A 16,149-nucleotide genomic window follows, 5' to 3' on the forward strand; every position below is an offset into this window, starting at 1 on the left:
ACGCTCACCGCGGTGTCGGAACCGCTGTACGTCCCACGCATGCGACCTGAACGGCTGATCGCGGCCGGCCGCGTCCTGCTGGCGGTTGCGTCACTGTTCGCCGTCTGGCTGGACCCGGCAGAGCCGATCCGCTATGCCACCGTCGCGTACAGCGTCCTGGTGGCCTACGTGGTCTACGCCGCGGCCGTGGCCGTGCTCCTGTGGGGGGTCGAGGCCGTGCCGCGCTGGTGGCCGGTGGTCACGCACGCCGTTGATCTGGCGTGCTTTTCGTTGTTCATCTTTTTCACGGATCCGGCGAGCCCGTTCACGGTGTATTTCGTCTTCGCGCTGCTGGCCGCGACGTTGCGGTGGCAGGTGCGAGGGACACTGTGGACGGCGACGATCGTGATGGCCGTGTTCTTCGGGTTTGGCATCTACTTCGGCATCGTCCTCCACGACCCCGAGTTCGACCTGCGGGGGTTCATCATTCGCAGTGTCTATCTGTTCGTCCTGGCGGGCCTGTTCGCGTACGTCGGCACGCAGGATCGGCGAACGGTGCGCGAGATGTCGCTGCTTGCGACCTGGCCGGAAACGGTTCGCGATGACACGGAGTCACTGGTGCGGGATCTGCTCAGCTACGCGGCGCCGCTGCTGGCAGCGCCGCGACTGGTCCTGGCCTGGTCGGAAATCGACACGCCGTGGCGGCGTCTCGCAGTGTGGGACCGCGGCGCGTGGACGCACGATCGCCAGTCCCGGGAGATCGCGCTGGTCAACGGCGAGATTAGTGATCGCGCGTTCATCTGCCGCCGGGGCCCGAACGCCCGAACCCTGGTGCAAGAGCCGGATGGGCTGCGGCTCGCCTTGTGGGCGGGGGACCCGATCGCGGCGGGCTTCGCGGATCGCTTCGCGACCGTCAGCGTGGTCTCGGTGCCGATGCAGGGGGAAAGCCTCAGTGGGCGTCTGTTCGTGCTCGACAAGGCCGAACCCACCCTCGACAATCTGGTCCTGACGGAGATCGTGGCCGGCGTGATCGCGGCACGGCTGGACGCCTTCGGTCTGACGGAGCAGTTGCGGCAGGCCTCCGCCACCGAGGAACGGATCCGGCTGGCGCGCGACCTGCACGACGGGGTGCTGCAATCGTTCACCGGGATCGCGCTGCGGCTGGCAGCGATCCGGCGAATGATGAACGGCGAAGCGCCGGCGGTCATCTCCGCGATCGAGGACGCGCAGCAGATGCTGGCGTCCGAGCAGCGCGACCTGCGCTTCTTCATCCAGGAACTCAAGCCGGCGGCGTCGGCGCCGGAAAGCACCCCGCTCGAGGCGCGCCTCGACGAATTGGCGCAGCGGATGGAGCGCGAATGGGACCTGCGGGTCGAGCTCCGGCTGGGTGACCAGAGCGATGGGCTCTCGGTCTCGCTGTGCCGCGATGTGTACCACATCATTCGCGAGGCACTCGTCAACGCCGCTCGCCACGGCTCGGCGTCCCAGGCCCACGTCACGATCCAACCCGTGGGCGCAGCCGCCATCGCGGTCTCGATTACGGACAACGGCCGCGGCTTCCCCTTCACCGGCCGCTTTACCGACGAGCAGCTGGCCACGCTCAATCTCGGGCCCAAGAACCTGCGCGACCGGGTGCGGGCATTGCAGGGCTCGTTGGTCCTCGAATCGGGTCCTGCCGGAGCAGAGCTCAATGTCACACTCCCTCTCGGCGTTGCTGCCTGACGCGCCCATTCGCGTCGCGCTGGCCGACGATCACCCGATCGTGCTTGACGGCCTCGAGCAGCTCTTCCGGCTGGAGGCCGATATCGACGTGGTGGCGCGATGCCGGACGGCGGACGAGGCGCTGCGGGCGCTGCGGGCGGTGTCGCCGGACGTCCTGGTGCTGGACTTGTTGATGCCGGGAGGTGGCGGCCTCGAGTTGCTGCGTGCGATGGGCGAGAAGGATCGGCGCACCCGCATCATCCTGCTCACGGCGGTGATCGACGACGATCAGCTGCTGGAGGCGATCCGTCTTGGCGCGCAAGGGGTGGTCCTCAAGGACATGGCGCCGCAACTGCTGATCGACGCGATCCGCGAAGTGCATGCCGGCGGCCAGTGGCTCGAGCAAGGGCTCGGCGGCCGGGCCTTACGCCGGCTGCTGTCACGCGAGCAGCGCGCCAGCGCGACCGCGCGCCAATTGAGCAGCCGGGAACGCGAGATCGTGCGCCTGGTGGCCGGCGGACTGCGCAACCGCGCGATCGCGGATCGGTTGTCCATCAGCGAAGGCACGGTCAAGGTCCACATGCACAACATCTACGAGAAGCTCGACCTGAACGGCCGGGTCGAGCTGGCCAACTACGCTCGCGAGAACGGGTTGATGTGACGATGCCGCTGTCCACAATTGCACAGCGACGGTAGCGACATCAGGCGATGCTGGTGAAGATAGTCGACAACCGAGGAACCGATGCAGATTCAGACGAATACCGACCGCAACATCACCGGCAGCGAAGGGCTGGCCGCGCAGGCTCAGACCATCGTCGAAGCTGCCCTGGCACGGTTCAGCGATCAGATCACCAGGGTGGAGATCCACCTGAGCGACGAGAACGCGACCAGAGGCGGCAACGACGATAAGCGGTGCCTGATGGAAGCCAGACTCGAAGGCCGGCCGCCCATCGCCGTCACTCACCAGGCGGCAACCGTGGCGGCCGCGATGGATGGCGCCGCTGACAAGCTCCAGCGCGCGATCGAGACCACGTTCGGGCGCTTGCGCGAAGGTGACCGCGCACCGGCACGCGGTGAACCCACCTGATTGCTCACGCGACTTGTCGTGCCCTACTGCTGAGCATCCTCGGTGAAGGGTGAGGTATGCTTCGCGGGAACGCTTGGACCACACCTCCGATACACGGACGGACTGGAGCCTGGCGCCGCTCAGAGGGCTCGTGGCCAAAACGACACGTACCGCCGGGAAGACCGCCAAGTCAGCGAAGACCGCGACCAAGAGCGCGAAGAAGCACGTCGGGGACGTGATCGGGATCAGCCGCGCCCGCGTGCCGAAGGATGTGCCACGCGCCACCACGGATCGCGGCGGCCGTCCCAAGGGGATCGAGATCGGGACCACCACCCGACCCACGGCGAAGCGCGCGGGCGTTGTCGGCGGCGTTCGCGGCCGGGGCCGCTAGCGGCGGTCGTCGGGGGTTTCGTTCGTCTCCGTCCAACAGAGCACACCCTGTGGCGGTCCTCTACCCAGGCTTGACGATGAGGGTCCCCTTCATGCCGGCCTGGTAGTGCCCTGCGAAGGTGCACACAAATGGGTAGTCCCCTGGCGTCTCGGGGACGGTGAAGGTCACCTGCACCTGTTCGCCGGGACCGGCGAGCGCCGTCCTGGCGATCACACTCGTCATCATCGCCGGCGCAATGAAGTCGGTCTCCCGAAACGGGGCGCCTTCCTTCAGCAGCGCGTCGATGTCGGTCGTGAGCTCGAGCACGACCACGTTGTGCGCCATCGCCACTTTCGGAATGACGCCCTTCGACACCAGCCGGATCCGGATCTCCTCGCCGGGCTGCGCGGTGATGGTGGTCACGCTGTATTTCATGTCGTCGGTCGCGACGATGTCGATGGTCCGGACCGGATCGCGCATGGCGTAATGTTCCTCGGCGAGGGCCTTGAGGGTGAGCATCATGCGGCGCTGCATGATGAAGTGGGGTAACTGGAAACCCAGGAGGCTGGCCGCCGATGCCCAGACGGACCGGTCCCGGGTGCCCATCTGCGCTCGAATGATCAACCGAGTGCGTTCCTCCGAGATCGGGTGCAACACGAACGCGGCCCTGTTCTCGAGCACCAACGCGCGTTCCGGCGTGAGGTCACCGACCTTCCAGGCGATCTCGCCGAGGAGGCCGCCGAGGTAGCCGGGCGGGGTCGCGCGGACCACGTCTCCCACCTGCAGCGTCTGCCATTCAGGCCGCACGTCTCGGACGTTCCGGATGCCGAGGCCGGCCGCTCGCTCGAGCCAGTCGTAGCTGTAGAACCCGGCGCGATCCTGGCCCAGCTGGACCAGCCAGACCCAGACGTCCTCAGCCGGTGCGTCAATGGTGACGGCGTGCTGGACTTCGAGCGCGGGATCGCGCGGCTCGGCATCGCCGGGCAGGGACATGGCGAGTTCCGCGGGCGTGCTGCCCCACGTGCGGTGCGCCGGATAGGTGAACGCGCCGACGCCGATATACCCGACCAGCGTGAATCCAGCGGTGAGCGCGGCGAGGTGCCAGATGCGGCGATGCGACGGGTGGGACGGCCATCCGGCGTAGGCGCCCCACAGGCCGATCGGCAAGAGCGCCACATCACACACGGCCCCGAACCACAGCCGCGGATCGCCCAGGACGTAGATGGCGACCAGCGACCAGGCGGAGGCAACGACCAGCAGCGGGCTGATCGCGCGGTCCAGCGGTCGCACGCCCAGCAGGCCCAGGCCGGCCGCGACAAAGCCGACCATGCTGACGCTGTAGAGGGCAGCCGGGAGCAAGTCACCGTCCCATGCCGTGTAGGCCAGGGAACCTCGCATCGGCAGTACGGCATGCGACAGGCCATGGGCGATTACCAGCCAACCAAGTATGCGGACGATCGTCAGTGTCATCGTGAGCTCCTGTCGAAATCTGGGGCGGCAGCCGTATTGCCGTCCCGACACCTCACCGTAGCCGAGCCGTCCGAGGCGGCGTATGACACGCGTCATAGGCGCGATTCCGCCGTGGCGGAATACTCCGTGAAGCAATCGTCAAAAGCGGAACGGAGGATGGGATGAAGAGAATACTGATCGTAGTGGTGCCGCTCGTGCTGGTATTGGCGGCAACGATCGGCGCGTGCGGGCCCCGTTTGACCAGCGGTGGGCCCGCCGGGCTGCTCGAGCTTGCGCAGTCGCGGGGCCTCAGTCCCGAGGACGCCGGCCGGGCCATCAAGACGTTCGTCCCGCCGGGCGGGCGCGACGAGTACATGCTGTTTGCGTCGGGCGGCCATTCCGGTCAGGTGCACGTCGTGGGCGTCCCGTCCATGCGGTTGCTGAAGACCATTGCCGTCTTCACCCCCGAGCCGTGGCAGGGCTTCGGCTACGGCGCCGACTGGTCCGAGAGTGCGCTCGGGGAAGGCAGCGGCAACGGCAACGGCGACGCCCTGCGATGGGGTGACTCCCATCACCCGGCGCTGAGCGAAACCGACGGGAAATACGACGGCCGCTGGCTCTACATCAACGATCGCGCGCATGGCCGGATCGGGATGGTGGACCTTGCCGACTTCCGGACCAAGCAGGTCCTGCAGGTGCCCAACCTCCAGACCTCCCACGGCGGCATCTTCGCGACGCCCGACACCAAGTACGTGCACATCTCCTCGAAGGTGCCGGCCCTGAAGGCGTGGAACGCCAGCAAGGGACAATCGGTGACGCTCGACGACCATCTCAATCGCTACGCCGACATCTATCGTGGCTACTCCACGTTCGTCGCCGTCGATCCGAAGAGCGGCCGCATGGATCTGGCGAAGAGCTTCCAGATCGAGCTGCCGCCGTACACGCAGGACCTGGCCGACTCCGGGAAGGGCGCCAGCGACGGCTACGCCTTCATCAACTCGTACAACGTGGAGATGGCCACCGGCGGCATCCAGCAGGGCCGGCCGCCCCTCGAGGTCGGCGCGTCGCAGCTCGATTTCGACTACCTGCACATCATCAACTGGCGGAAGGCCGAACAGGTCATCGCGGCGGGCAAGTTCACGAGCCTGAATGGCATCCGCGTGATCACGCTCGAAACCGCGGTTGAGGAGGGGCTGCTGCACCTGGCGCCCGAGCCGCGCAGCCCGCACGGCGTCGACATCGCCCCGAAGGGCGACTACATCACGGTCTCCGGGAAGCTCGATCCGCATGCCACGGTCTACAGCATCGAGCTGATCAAGAAGGCGATCGAATCGAAGAACTACGAGGGCAAAGATCGCTACGGCATTCCGATCCTCAATTTCGACGCGGTGGTCGCGGGCAAGGTCGAACTGGGCGCCGGTCCGCTGCACACCCAGTACGACAACCAGGGACACGCCTACACCAGCCTCTATCTCGAGAGCGCCGTGGCGAAGTGGACGCTCGGCGAGCCGTACCACCCGGCCGACAAGGCCTTCAAGCTGGTGGACAAGGTGTCGGTCCACTACAACATCGGCCATCTCGCCACCACCCAGGGCGACACCATGGACCCCCAGGGCAAGTACCTGATCGCCATGAACAAGTGGTCGATCGACCGTCACAGCAACGTCGGGCCGCTGCACCCGCAGAACTTCCAGTTGATCGATATCTCCGGCCCGAAAATGGAGCTGATCGCCGACATGCCGATTGGTTTCGGCGAGCCGCACTATGCCCAGCTGGTGAAGACCGACACCCTGAAAGGACTGGCGGTCTACGCGCCCGGCACCTCGCCGGAAACGATGGCGCGGAGCCCGAACGCGATCGCCACCGAAACCGAGGCCCGGATCGAGCGCCGTCCCGGGGTCGTGGAAGTCTGGATGAACGTGGTCCGCAGCCACTTCACACCGGACATCGTGACCGCGAAGGTCGGCGACAAGGTGATCATCCATCTCACCAACACCGAACAGACGGCCGACGCCACGCACGGCTTCGCCGTGCCGACCAAGAACGTGATCGTCAGCCTCGACCCGGGAGAATCGACGACGGTGGAGTTTGTCGCCGATAAGGCGGGCTCCTACAGCTTCTACTGCACCGAGTTCTGTTCGGCGCTGCACCTGGAGATGCAGGGCTGGCTCATCGTCGAGAAGTAAGGGACCTGGGAAGGCTGTCACATGTCGACTCGAACCCTTGTCATCGCCGCCTTCGCGCTGCTGTCAGCGGCCTGCAGCGCGATTGCGGCTGGTCCCCCGGAGATCGTGGTGGACACCACCGCCTGCAGCCACTGCGGCATGTTGGTCAGCGAGCCCATCTACGCCGCGGCGTACCAGGCACAGGGCCAGCCACCGCGGGTGTTCGATGACATCGGGTGCCTGCTCGAGGCCCTTCGCGGTGAAGCCACAGTTCCGGCCGAGGTCTGGCTGCAGGAGGCCGGCGGAGCCGGATGGCTCGACGCCGACACGGCGATCTTCGTTGCGTCCACGCGCATCCCCACCCCGATGAGCGGCGGTGTGCTCGCCTACGCCGCGGCCGCGGCGGCGGAGACCGCGGCCACGGCGCATGGCGGGCAAATGCTGCGATCGTGGCAGGAAGTCCGGACCTGGAAAGGAGAGGCGAAATGACGCGCGCACGGGTCGCCCGCGTGGCAGCCGGAGTGCTCGCGGCGGCGCTGGTGGCGCTAAGCGCCCAGCTGCCGCTCTGGAGCATGACGATGAGGGCGCCGCAATATCCGCGCGGCCTGCATCTGTATGCCTACGGCACGGCGCTCAGCGGAGACGTCCACGAAATCAACATCCTGAATCACTACATCGGCATGCCGCCGATCGAGGCGCCGGCGCTCGAAACGGCGCTGTTCCCGTTCGGCATCGCCGCCCTAGTCGTGATTTGCCTGCTGTCGCCGCTCCACCAGTGGCTGCGCCGGCTCGCGATCGCCGCCACGGCGGCGGCGCCGGTGATGATGCTGGTGGACCTGCAATGGCGGCTGTACTCCTTCGGCCACAGTCTCAATCCGAAAGCGCCCATTCGTCTCGAGCCGTTCACGCCCCTGGTCATCGGTGAAACGACGATGGGCAACTTCGTCTCCACGGGCATGGTGTCCTGGGGATTCGGCTGCATCGTCGCGGCGGGGCTGGTGCTGGTGGTGGGCGCCCGGTTCGGCGACCGGTGGGCGCGGCCCGCGGCGCCGGTGCGACTCGCTCCGGCGATCGCCGCGCTGTTCGTGCTGGTGTTCGCGGTTCCCGTGGCGCGGGCCGCCGACGTGCCTGCCCACGTCCTGCAGGCCAGGATTGATGCCGCGCCGCCGGGGAGCACGCTCATTGTCGCGGCGGCCGTTTATCGCGGTCCGATTGTCGTGCGCGGGCCGCTGAGCTTGATCGGGGAACCCGGCGCAACCATCGACGGCGGCGGCCGCGGCAGCGTGGTGACCATTTCCGGCAGCGACGTGGTGTTTCGCGGCTTTACGATTCGCAACAGCGGCCGCGCAGTCACCGAGGAGGCCGCCGGCCTCAAGGTCACGGGTAACGGTCACCGGATCGAGTCGAACGAGGTGGTCGACGTCTACTTCGGGATCCACATTGGCGACGGCGCCCGGGTCGTCATCGATGGCAACCGCATTCGGCCCGGCAAGCACTACGGCGCGCGCCCCGGCCACGCGATCAACGCCTAGCAGCTGCGCGACAGCCGCATCAACGGCAATTGGGTCGCCGACGCCCGCGATGGGATCTATCTCTCGTTCACCGAGCGCGTGGCGGTGACCGAGAACGTCGTCACCGACTGCCGCTACGGGCTGCACTCGATGTATTCGCACGACGCGCGCTTCGAGAACAATGAGGTCACCAGGAATCTGCTGGGAGCCGCGCTGATGATGTCGGACCGCCTGGTGTTGAAGGGCAACCGGATCCGCCACCACCGGGAAGGCGTCGCCGCCTACGGCATCCTGCTCAAGGACATCGGCGACCTGGTCGCGGAGGACAACGAGATCACCTCGAACCGGATCGGCATCTATGCCGAATCGGTGCCGTCCGACCCGCGGCGCGAAGCCGTCTTCAGCGGCAATGTGATTGCCGGCAACGAAGTGGGACTGGCGCTGCAGAGCACCGCGCGGTTGACGCTGACGGGCAACCGCATTGCCGAGAATCTCTCGGACGTGCGCGCGCTCGGCCGCACCCTGGCGTCGGGCATGCGCTGGTCGCGCGAGGGCCGCGGCAACTCCTGGGGCCAGTACCGCGGCTACGACGCCGACGGCGACGGCATCGGCGACGTCTCCCACCGCGTCGAGGCGGCAATCGACGCGCTGGTCCAGCGCAATCCCTTGATCCAGGCCTTCTTGTACACGCCGGCGCACCTGGCCCTCGAAGCGGCCGCGCGCATGTTTCCGCTCTTTCGCCAGCCGCCGCTGCTGGTCGACGATCGGCCGTTGATGTCGTTTGCCGCGGGAGGCCGCCGATGATCGAGATTCGGAACGTCACGAAACGATACGGCCGGCGGGTGGCGCTGGCCGAGGTGTCGCTGACGCTCGGTGCGGGAGAAGTGACGCTGCTGCTCGGCGCGAACGGCGCCGGGAAATCGACGTTGCTCCGGTGCCTGCTCGGGATCACCGACTACGAGGGCGCGATCGCGGTCGACGGTCTCGATCCCCTCGCCGACGGCTGCGCGGTCCGTTCGGCGATCGGCTACATGCCGCAGAGCGGGGGTCTGCACGGCGACCTCTCGGTTCGCCAAACGATGGCGTTCTACGCGCGGATCCGCCAGTCGTCGGGCGATCGCGGTGCGACGCTGCTGCAAGAAGCGGGGCTCGGACCGCATCTCGACACGCTGGTCGGTGAGCTGTCAGGCGGCATGCGTCAGCGGCTCGGCTTCGCACTCGCGCTGCTGCCCGATCCCAGCATTCTGGTCCTCGATGAGCCGAGCGCCAGCCTCGACGTCGCCAGCCGGCGGTGGCTGGCCGAGCGGCTGCGCGCGGCCGCCGGCGAGGGCCGAACCGTCATCGTTTCGACGCACGGCGGCCAGGAGCTGCTCGATGCCGGTGACCGCACGATCACGCTCGAAGCGGGCCGCGTCGTGGAGGCGCCGGCCGCAGCCGAACATGGCGGCGCCGCACCCGCGGCTTCGACCGCCCTCGCGGCAAGGGCAACGGCGACGGCGGGCCACGGCTGGCGGCACAGGGCGGCACGCATGCTCCCCATCGCCGGCAAGGAAGTGCGGGACGGGCTCACCAACCGCTGGCTGATCGGGTACTCGGTCCTGCTCGGCGGGCTCGGCCTGGCCGCGATCGCCACTGGCCTCGACAGCGCCTCGGGCCTGGCGATCCAGGCGTTTGGCCGCACCACGGCAACCCTGATGAACTTGTGCCTCCTCCTGTCGCCTCTGGTGGCGGTGGTCATGGGGGCGGCGTTGATCGCGGGTGAGCAGGAGCGCGGCACGCTCGAGCACCTGCTGGCGCAGCCGCTGACCAGGACCGAGCTGTTGGTGGGCAAGCATCTTGGCTTGCTCGCGGCGCTGACCGCCGCCACCGTCGCGGGCTTCGTTCCGGCCGGGCTGGCCATTGTCCTGGCGGCAGGCCCCACGGTGCTTGGGCACTATCTGCTGTTTCCCACCATCGCGGCGCTGGCCGGCGCCGCCATGGCGGCGGTGGGCCTGCTGATCTCCGTCGCCAGCCGCTCGGCGGTACACGCGCAGGGAACGGCGATCTTCACGTGGTTTGCATTCGTGTTGCTGTACGACCTGGTGCTCATGGGTTCGCTCGCCGTGAGCGGAATGCCGGCACCCTGGCTCGCGGCGGCGCTGGTCGGCAACCCGGTCGATGCCGCGAGGGTCCTTGGGGTCCTGGCGCTCGAACCGGATCTGTACTTACTTGGCCCGGCCGGCGCTTTTCTCACGGCGACGCTGTCTCCGGCAGGAACCGCCAGCCTGCTGATCGGAACGCTGATTATGTGGGGGGTGGTGCCGGTCTGCGCCGCGGCGATGAAGTTTTCAATTCGGAGGAGGAAGGGTTCACATGCGGAAAACAGAGTGGCTATTGCTGCTATCAACGGCCGTGCTGGTTGCGGCGATCGCGTGCACGTCGAAGGAGGAATCGCCGGCGTCGGGAACTAGTGCCGGCGCGGGGTCGTCGGCGAGTTCAGCTTCGGGGGCGGCCAAACCCGGGCGCGGCCGCGAGCTCTACAAGGCCAACTGCGTCGCCTGTCACGGCGAGAGCGGCAAAGGTGACGGTCCGGGCGCCGGCGTCCTGAAGCCGCCGCCGCGTGACCACACCGACCGTGCCTACATGAGCACGCTGCCGGATCAGGAAGTCGCCGAGATCATCAGGGTTGGCGGCGCGATCAATGGCAAGCCGGGCATGCCGAGTCACCCGCAGATCAGTGGCGATGACCTGGCCGCGCTGGTCGCGTATGTGCGGTCACTGAGCCAGCCCTGAACGGGCAACCCGCGAGAGGCGGCACCGATTCGATGCCGGCGTCGGCGCTGCCTCTCGCCTACTACCTCGTCGCGCACGCCGGCTTCGGTGCTGCGTTGCTCGTCCTGGTGATCGACCCCGGCCTTCCCGGCACGTCGTTCTACCAGCCGCGGGTCGTCGCGCTCGTGCACCTGCTCACGCTGGCCTGGTTGACCGGTTCGATCCTCGGGTCGTTGTACATCGTCGGCCCGCTGGCGCTGCGGGTGCCGATGCCTGCGGTGAAGGCCGACTGGATCGCGTTCGCCTCGTTCGTGCTCGGCGCCAGCGGCATGGTCTCGCATTTCTGGATCAACACCTACGACGGCATGGTGTGGTCGGCGCTGTTGGTGTCCGGCGCCGTGGCGTGGGTGGGCGGTCGCGTGATGCGGGGCCTGCCCGGCTCCAGCGTTCAGTGGGGCGTGCGCCTGCATGTCGCGCTGGCGTTCTTCAACATCCTTGCGGCCGCCGGGTTGGGGATCCTGATCGGCCTCGATCGCTCACGCGGGTTCCTCGTGGTGTCGCCGCTCGCGACGATGTTCGCCCACGCCCATATTGCGGCGGTCGGCTGGGTGACGATGCTGGTGATCGGCCTGTCGTATCGCTTGATCCCCATGATGCTGCCCGCGGCCATGCCGGCGGGCGGATCGCTGGCGCTCAGCGCGATCCTGCTGCAAGGCGGGCTGGTGGTGCTGACCGTGCGCCTGCTGGCGGACTCGGAAGGCCTCTGGCTCGGCGCGGTGATGATGGTTGGCGGCGTGGTGTCCTTCATGGCCCACGTCCGTCGAATGCTCGGGCGCCGCCTGCCGCGCCCGCCGGCCCTGCCGGCGCGCGACTGGTCAACGTGGCAGGTACAGATCGCGTTTGGGTGGCTCCTCGTGACGATCGCGATGGGCCTGGCGCTCTGCATCCAGGCGCCCTACGAAGACCGCCTGTCCTTGATGTGGATGTACGGCGTCACCGGCCTGATTGGCTTCCTGGCGCAGATGGTCGTGGGCATGCAGGGCCGTCTGGTGCCGATGTACGCCTGGTACCGCGCCTATGCCGTCACGGGAACGCCGCCGTCGCGCGCGGCCAACACCCTGCCGTCCCCGGCCTTCGCACGGGCGATCGTGTGGTGCTGGGCGGCCGCGGTTCCACTGCTCGTGTGGGGGTTACCCCAGGCTGAGCGACCGGCCATCCGGGCCGGTGCGCTGGTGCTGCTGGCTGGCGTCGGCCTCGGCGGAACCTACCTGGTGTACATGGTGCGCCTGGCCCGCGAGCCCGTGACTCGGCCACGCCGGGACAGCTGTCCGGCGGTCGAGATCCGCTAGACTGTCTCCGTGCCCGTACCGGACGATGAGCTGCTGCGCCGCCTGCCGTTGTTTCGCCGCGTCTCGGCGCCGTTGCGGGCCCGCGTCGCCGAAGTGGCGCGGCTGAAATCGTATGGGAAGGGCGAACTGATCTTTGCCGAGGACGATCCCTCCGACGCGTTCATCGTGATCGTGTCGGGCCGGGTCAAAGTGTTCAAGTCGACGCCGACCGGCAAGGAGATTATTCTCGAGATCTTCGGTGATGGCGATCCGCTCGGTGCCGTCGCGCTCTACGAGGGCGCCCCGTTCATGGCCTCGGCGCTCAGCCTCGAGCCGACGGCGGTGATCAGCATCGAACAGGCGGCATTCTTCCGGCTGCTGGAGGCGGAGCCGGTCCTGGTCCGCGGCCTGCTCTCCGGCCTCACGCTGCGGCTCGCCGAACTGACCCGACGGCTGGCCGAATTGACCGGAGCCCGCGTCGAAACGCGCTTTGCCCGGCTCTTCCTCAAGTTGAGCGACCAGATTGGCCGCCCCGAGCGCGGCGGCGTGTTCGTGCCGATGTCGCTGTCGCGGCAGGAGCTGGCCGATCTGGCCGGCACCACGATCGAAACCGCGATTCGCATCATGAGCCGGTGGCAGAAAGACAACGTCTTGCACACCGAAAAGGACGGGTTCGTGGTGGTGGATCGGCCGGCGCTCGACGAGCTGGCCGCCAGCTGAGTCGCTACAGCAGTCGCCGCTCCAGTTCGAGTGCCCGCGGGAACAGGACTTCGTTCTCGGTGCGGTGATCGGCGCGCAGGTCGGCGTCGAGCGTTGCCAGCTCAGCCAGGCATTGCCGCCAGTTCGCCGCCAGGGCGTCCGGCTCGACTACCGCGCGGGCCAGTTCGCGCAGGCGGTCGAGTGCCTGTTCGATCCGGACGTGCTCGGCCTCCATGGCTCGAATGGGATGGAGGACGGTGACAAATGCCGTTGCGGGACGATCCCCGCCCGTGCGGTCCGCAGCCGAGAGCGCCGCAAACGCCGGGAACAGCAGGTGCTCTTCTTTGGCCAGGTGGTACTCGATCTGTTCGGCGAGCTCGTCGAACGCGACGCGCAGCAACGCCAGCTCGGGAGATGCTGCGGTCGCGCTCACCGACGCCATGGCGTCGCGAATGCGCGGCAGTGCTTCCTGCAACCCGGCATGGTAGCGGGCGACGATCGCGTCACAGACCACCGCGATGTCCGGATTGTCGACGAGGCGTTCCATGGCTGCCTTCGCACTGTCACGGCAGGCGCTAATGCGCCTTCTGCGGCACGCCGTGCGCTTCCGCGTCACCGGCGAACTGATACTCCGTCATGACGGGTGGTCCATCCGCCCGCGACGCGATGGCACTGGTGAAGCGGCCGGGCGCCTGGGTCCAGCGCGGCTTGCAGTGGAAGGCGACGATCTGCTCGCCGACGCCCTTGCCCGGCTCGAAGCGGTGCACGCTGGTGCAGGGTCCGCCCTGCGCCATCTTGGCGTCGTCGTGAACGAAGATCACCGGCCCCGAGACGAACGCGCCGGCAATGACCGTGGTGTCTTTCAGGTTGACCGCCGCCCATTTCAAGGCCGGCTCAGCGGCCGTGCGCGTCGCGGCGAGGCCGAACGTCAAACTGGCCATGAAGACGAGCGATCCGACGATGATTCGTGACCGCATATCGTGTTTCCTCCTGGTGCCGTTTCTGCCTTCAAATCCATCCTGCGACCACGCTAACCCGCGCCGCCAGGGTGACGCCATGACGCCCGTCATACGGTTGCTGGGACCGGCCGGCGCTTGGTGGCGCCAGCGGTCGAGTTGCCGCTTTGCGGCGTTAGCGATCGAGTCGCCGTTCCGCCTGAAACAGCGTGTATCCGGACGAGTCGGCTTCGTCGAGCGCCGCTTTGTAGAACCGGCGGAGGGTGTCCGACTGCGCCTCGGCGAGGCGCACGCGGAACTTGTCCGCCTGCCATAGATCGGGGAGCACGATGACCCGGCCGACGATCAGGACCGCCGTCGGTGGGAGCGGGCCGGGGTAGTCGAGCGTCGCGGTCTGGTCGGGCGCCAGGCGCGTGTCGCTCGTCTGAGTCCACTCGCCGTTCTCGAACTGCACCTTTCGTGCGATGCGATGCTCGGCAAACGCCAGTGTGGTGCCGGCGCCGTCCTTGACGTCGATGCGCATCCAGATCTCGGGCACCGTGTAGGTAGGGAGAAAATGTCCGGCGCCGACGTTGGTCAGCGTCATGCGCGCCGCGGCGCCAGCGGCGCGCGGGAGGGCGTCGAACGTCCAGCGGACCGCGCGGCGCACGGTGTCGGGATCGTGAATGCCACGAAAGAAGTGGCGACGGTCCGGCATGTGACACGTCTGGCAGGTGCGACCCTCCCGGGCGGCGCGCGAGTTGCGCCATTCTTCGAGCGTGTTCTGCAGCGTGGTCCCATTCACGGTTGGGGCGGTGCCGGGCGGGAAGTGGTGGCAACCGGCGCAGAAGTCCGACTGCTCGAAGAACGCCCGCGTTTGGACTTTGCCGTGGCCTGACCGAGAGCCCGACACCAGCGGGAGCAGCGTGCTGGGCGTTGGCGCCGGCCCGAACACCTGGCCGGCGCGGACATGGCAGGCGGCGCAGGTCACGCTGTCGGCCTGCAAGTAGGCATCTTCCGCCTGTTCGGCAAGCGGCGCATGGCAGCTCGTACAGTTACCACCGGAGTCGCGCTCGTGCATCTGCGCCCACACACCAGGTCCCATGGCCATTGCATGACGGGAACGTGACCAGTCGGCGAACTGCAGCGGGTGGCACGTGGCGCAGCTTGGCGAGGCGATGCTGCCGGGCCCGGCTCGCAGCGGCGGCCGCCAGTACGTGGCGGCCGTCGTGGTGTCGATCGCTCGGTGCGGCCGATCGGGTGGCGGCCGCTGGAGGGACCGCAGGTATGTCACGAGATTCCACAGGTCGGAGCCGCTCCGGGCAGTCGGCGCATAGGCCGTCATGCTGGTGCCGCTGAACCCCGTGACGATCGATCGGAGCAGGTCTGATTCGGCGCCGCCAGCCTTGAAATTGTGCGGGCGCGTCAGGTCGGCGGGAGCCTCGCTGAAGCCCCTGGCGTGGCGAAGCGATCGCGCCAGCGGTCCATCGCCGATGCCCTGCGGGCCATGGCAGTCGGCGCATCCCCACGCTCCGTAAACCTCTGCCCCACGTTGCGCCTCGCCAGACCGGCGCGGCGGCAGCGGCACCGGTGCCGGCGCGCGTTCGTACGTCCACCGCGGAGAGAACGACTTCACCTTGTGGACGAGGGCGCGGAGGTCGTCGGTGGCGAGAAATGGGAACGGCGGCATCGCGCCGTCGCCACCCGCACCATTCCGGATGACGTGTTCGAGGTCGCGGTCCGTCGGCAGCGCGTTGAGCGGCGTTGATCGCACCTTGAACTCGGCGCGCGTGAAATCGGCTGGCGGTACCCGGCTGAATGGGGCCGCCCGGCCTTCGCCCCGCCCGTCCAGTCCATGACAGGAGGCGCAGAAGGTGACATAGAGCTGGTCGCCTCGAGGCGCGCCGGCCACGATGAACTCCCGCGGATCGGTGTCCGGAAGGCTGATGCCCGGTCGGTATTCACGACTCGCCGGCGACTCGCGTGCCTCGCCGGCGGCGGATGTTACGACGACGGGCGCGGGTGACGGCGGGCCGGCGGGCGCCGGGGGTGTGCAGCCCGCCAGCAGGAGCACGCTCCAGAGCATGGGGCGAGCGGTCATCGCGCGGGCAGTCTACGGCCTGGTTGGAGCGGGCCGCTATGACGGGCGTCATACCGGCCCGCATCCCTTCGGAGTAGGTTTTCGAGGCAGTGCT

General features: G+C 68.0%; 14 protein-coding genes and 1 pseudogene. 11 read left to right on the plus strand and 4 right to left on the minus strand.

The annotated features are described in order from the left end of the window. The first annotated feature begins 39 nt into the window (after positions 1–39). The 4 genes from Q8T13_21275 (at position 40) to Q8T13_21290 (ending at position 3,137) form a co-directional block, all read left to right on the plus strand. Positions 40–1,701: a histidine kinase gene (locus tag Q8T13_21275; GenBank protein MDP3720303.1), complete on the plus strand. Its 1,662-nt coding sequence runs from the start codon at positions 40–42 to the stop codon at positions 1,699–1,701. Further along, complete coding sequence (locus Q8T13_21280) at positions 1,670–2,341, plus strand: response regulator transcription factor (protein MDP3720304.1); 672 nt, start codon at positions 1,670–1,672, stop codon at positions 2,339–2,341. The genes Q8T13_21275 and Q8T13_21280 overlap by 32 nt, the downstream gene beginning before the upstream one ends. An 81-nt stretch (positions 2,342–2,422) precedes the next feature. Then, positions 2,423–2,767 carry an HPF/RaiA family ribosome-associated protein gene (locus Q8T13_21285; protein MDP3720305.1) on the plus strand — a complete coding sequence of 115 codons (345 nt, stop codon included), beginning with the start codon at positions 2,423–2,425 and terminating at the stop codon, positions 2,765–2,767. 130 nt (positions 2,768–2,897) lie between these two features. Further along, positions 2,898–3,137, plus strand: coding sequence for a hypothetical protein (locus Q8T13_21290; protein ID MDP3720306.1), 240 nt, complete (start codon positions 2,898–2,900; stop codon positions 3,135–3,137). Positions 3,138–3,197: 60 nt separating this feature from the next. On the opposite strand, the gene Q8T13_21295 is transcribed toward Q8T13_21290, so the two are convergent. Next, a complete protein-coding gene (locus tag Q8T13_21295) occupies positions 3,198–4,682 on the minus strand; it encodes a plastocyanin/azurin family copper-binding protein (protein ID MDP3720307.1) in 1,485 nt (494 codons plus the stop codon). A 65-nt stretch (positions 4,683–4,747) separates the two neighbouring features. On the opposite strand from Q8T13_21295, the gene nosZ reads away from it, so the two are divergent. The 7 genes and pseudogenes from nosZ to Q8T13_21330 all read left to right on the plus strand — a co-directional run bounded on the left by nosZ (position 4,748) and on the right by Q8T13_21330 (position 13,040). Then, the gene (gene nosZ, locus Q8T13_21300) at positions 4,748–6,751 is read left to right on the plus strand and encodes a Sec-dependent nitrous-oxide reductase (protein ID MDP3720308.1); all 2,004 of its coding nucleotides are present in this window, start codon (positions 4,748–4,750) and stop codon (positions 6,749–6,751) included. Positions 6,752–6,772: 21 nt separating this feature from the next. Then, positions 6,773–7,219: a nitrous oxide reductase accessory protein NosL gene (locus tag Q8T13_21305; GenBank protein ID MDP3720309.1), complete on the plus strand. Its 447-nt coding sequence runs from the start codon at positions 6,773–6,775 to the stop codon at positions 7,217–7,219. A 467-nt stretch (positions 7,220–7,686) separates the two neighbouring features. Further along, a pseudogene (gene nosD, locus Q8T13_21310) lies at positions 7,687–9,045 on the plus strand (nitrous oxide reductase family maturation protein NosD). Further along, positions 9,042–10,691, plus strand: a complete 1,650-nt coding sequence (locus Q8T13_21315; protein ID MDP3720310.1) for an ABC transporter permease subunit — start codon at positions 9,042–9,044, stop codon at positions 10,689–10,691. The pseudogene nosD and the gene Q8T13_21315 overlap by 4 nt, the downstream one beginning before the upstream one ends. Then, the gene (locus Q8T13_21320) at positions 10,633–11,013 is read left to right on the plus strand and encodes a cytochrome c (GenBank protein MDP3720311.1); all 381 of its coding nucleotides are present in this window, start codon (positions 10,633–10,635) and stop codon (positions 11,011–11,013) included. The genes Q8T13_21315 and Q8T13_21320 overlap by 59 nt, the downstream gene beginning before the upstream one ends. A gap of 32 nt (positions 11,014–11,045) precedes the next feature. Next, positions 11,046–12,341, plus strand: coding sequence for a hypothetical protein (locus Q8T13_21325; protein ID MDP3720312.1), 1,296 nt, complete (start codon positions 11,046–11,048; stop codon positions 12,339–12,341). Positions 12,342–12,350: 9 nt separating this feature from the next. After that, positions 12,351–13,040, plus strand: coding sequence for a Crp/Fnr family transcriptional regulator (locus Q8T13_21330; GenBank protein MDP3720313.1), 690 nt, complete (start codon positions 12,351–12,353; stop codon positions 13,038–13,040). A gap of 4 nt (positions 13,041–13,044) precedes the next feature. Here Q8T13_21330 and Q8T13_21335 read toward each other — a convergent pair whose 3' ends face one another. The 3 genes from Q8T13_21335 to Q8T13_21345 form a co-directional block, all read right to left on the minus strand. After that, positions 13,045–13,566, minus strand: coding sequence for a hemerythrin domain-containing protein (locus tag Q8T13_21335; GenBank protein MDP3720314.1), 522 nt, complete (start codon positions 13,564–13,566; stop codon positions 13,045–13,047). Between the two features lie 28 nt (positions 13,567–13,594). Beyond that, a complete protein-coding gene (locus Q8T13_21340; GenBank protein MDP3720315.1) occupies positions 13,595–13,996 on the minus strand; it encodes a hypothetical protein in 402 nt (133 codons plus the stop codon). A gap of 154 nt (positions 13,997–14,150) precedes the next feature. After that, positions 14,151–16,055 carry a c-type cytochrome gene (locus tag Q8T13_21345; GenBank protein ID MDP3720316.1) on the minus strand — a complete coding sequence of 635 codons (1,905 nt, stop codon included), beginning with the start codon at positions 16,053–16,055 and terminating at the stop codon, positions 14,151–14,153. Between the last annotated feature and the right edge of the window lie 94 nt (positions 16,056–16,149).

The organism is Acidobacteriota bacterium (genome assembly GCA_030697165.1).
Taxonomy (GTDB): Bacteria; Acidobacteriota; Vicinamibacteria; order Vicinamibacterales; family UBA2999; genus 12-FULL-67-14b.

Bases quoted from the DNA above. Each gene is read 5' to 3' on its own strand.
- Q8T13_21275 (MDP3720303.1), top strand. From the start codon at position 40: ATGCGACCTGAACGGCTGATCGCGGCCGGCCGCGTCCTGCTGGCGGTT.
- Q8T13_21280 (MDP3720304.1), top strand. From the start codon at position 1,670: ATGTCACACTCCCTCTCGGCGTTGCTGCCTGACGCGCCCATTCGCGTC.
- Q8T13_21285 (MDP3720305.1), top strand. From the start codon at position 2,423: ATGCAGATTCAGACGAATACCGACCGCAACATCACCGGCAGCGAAGGG.
- Q8T13_21295 (MDP3720307.1), bottom strand. From the start codon at position 4,682: ATGACGCGTGTCATACGCCGCCTCGGACGGCTCGGCTACGGTGAGGTG.
- nosZ (MDP3720308.1), top strand. From the start codon at position 4,748: ATGAAGAGAATACTGATCGTAGTGGTGCCGCTCGTGCTGGTATTGGCG.
- Q8T13_21305 (MDP3720309.1), top strand. From the start codon at position 6,773: ATGTCGACTCGAACCCTTGTCATCGCCGCCTTCGCGCTGCTGTCAGCG.
- Q8T13_21315 (MDP3720310.1), top strand. From the start codon at position 9,042: ATGATCGAGATTCGGAACGTCACGAAACGATACGGCCGGCGGGTGGCG.
- Q8T13_21325 (MDP3720312.1), top strand. From the start codon at position 11,046: ATGCCGGCGTCGGCGCTGCCTCTCGCCTACTACCTCGTCGCGCACGCC.
- Q8T13_21335 (MDP3720314.1), bottom strand. From the start codon at position 13,566: ATGGAACGCCTCGTCGACAATCCGGACATCGCGGTGGTCTGTGACGCG.
- Q8T13_21340 (MDP3720315.1), bottom strand. From the start codon at position 13,996: ATGCGGTCACGAATCATCGTCGGATCGCTCGTCTTCATGGCCAGTTTG.
- Q8T13_21345 (MDP3720316.1), bottom strand. From the start codon at position 16,055: ATGACCGCTCGCCCCATGCTCTGGAGCGTGCTCCTGCTGGCGGGCTGC.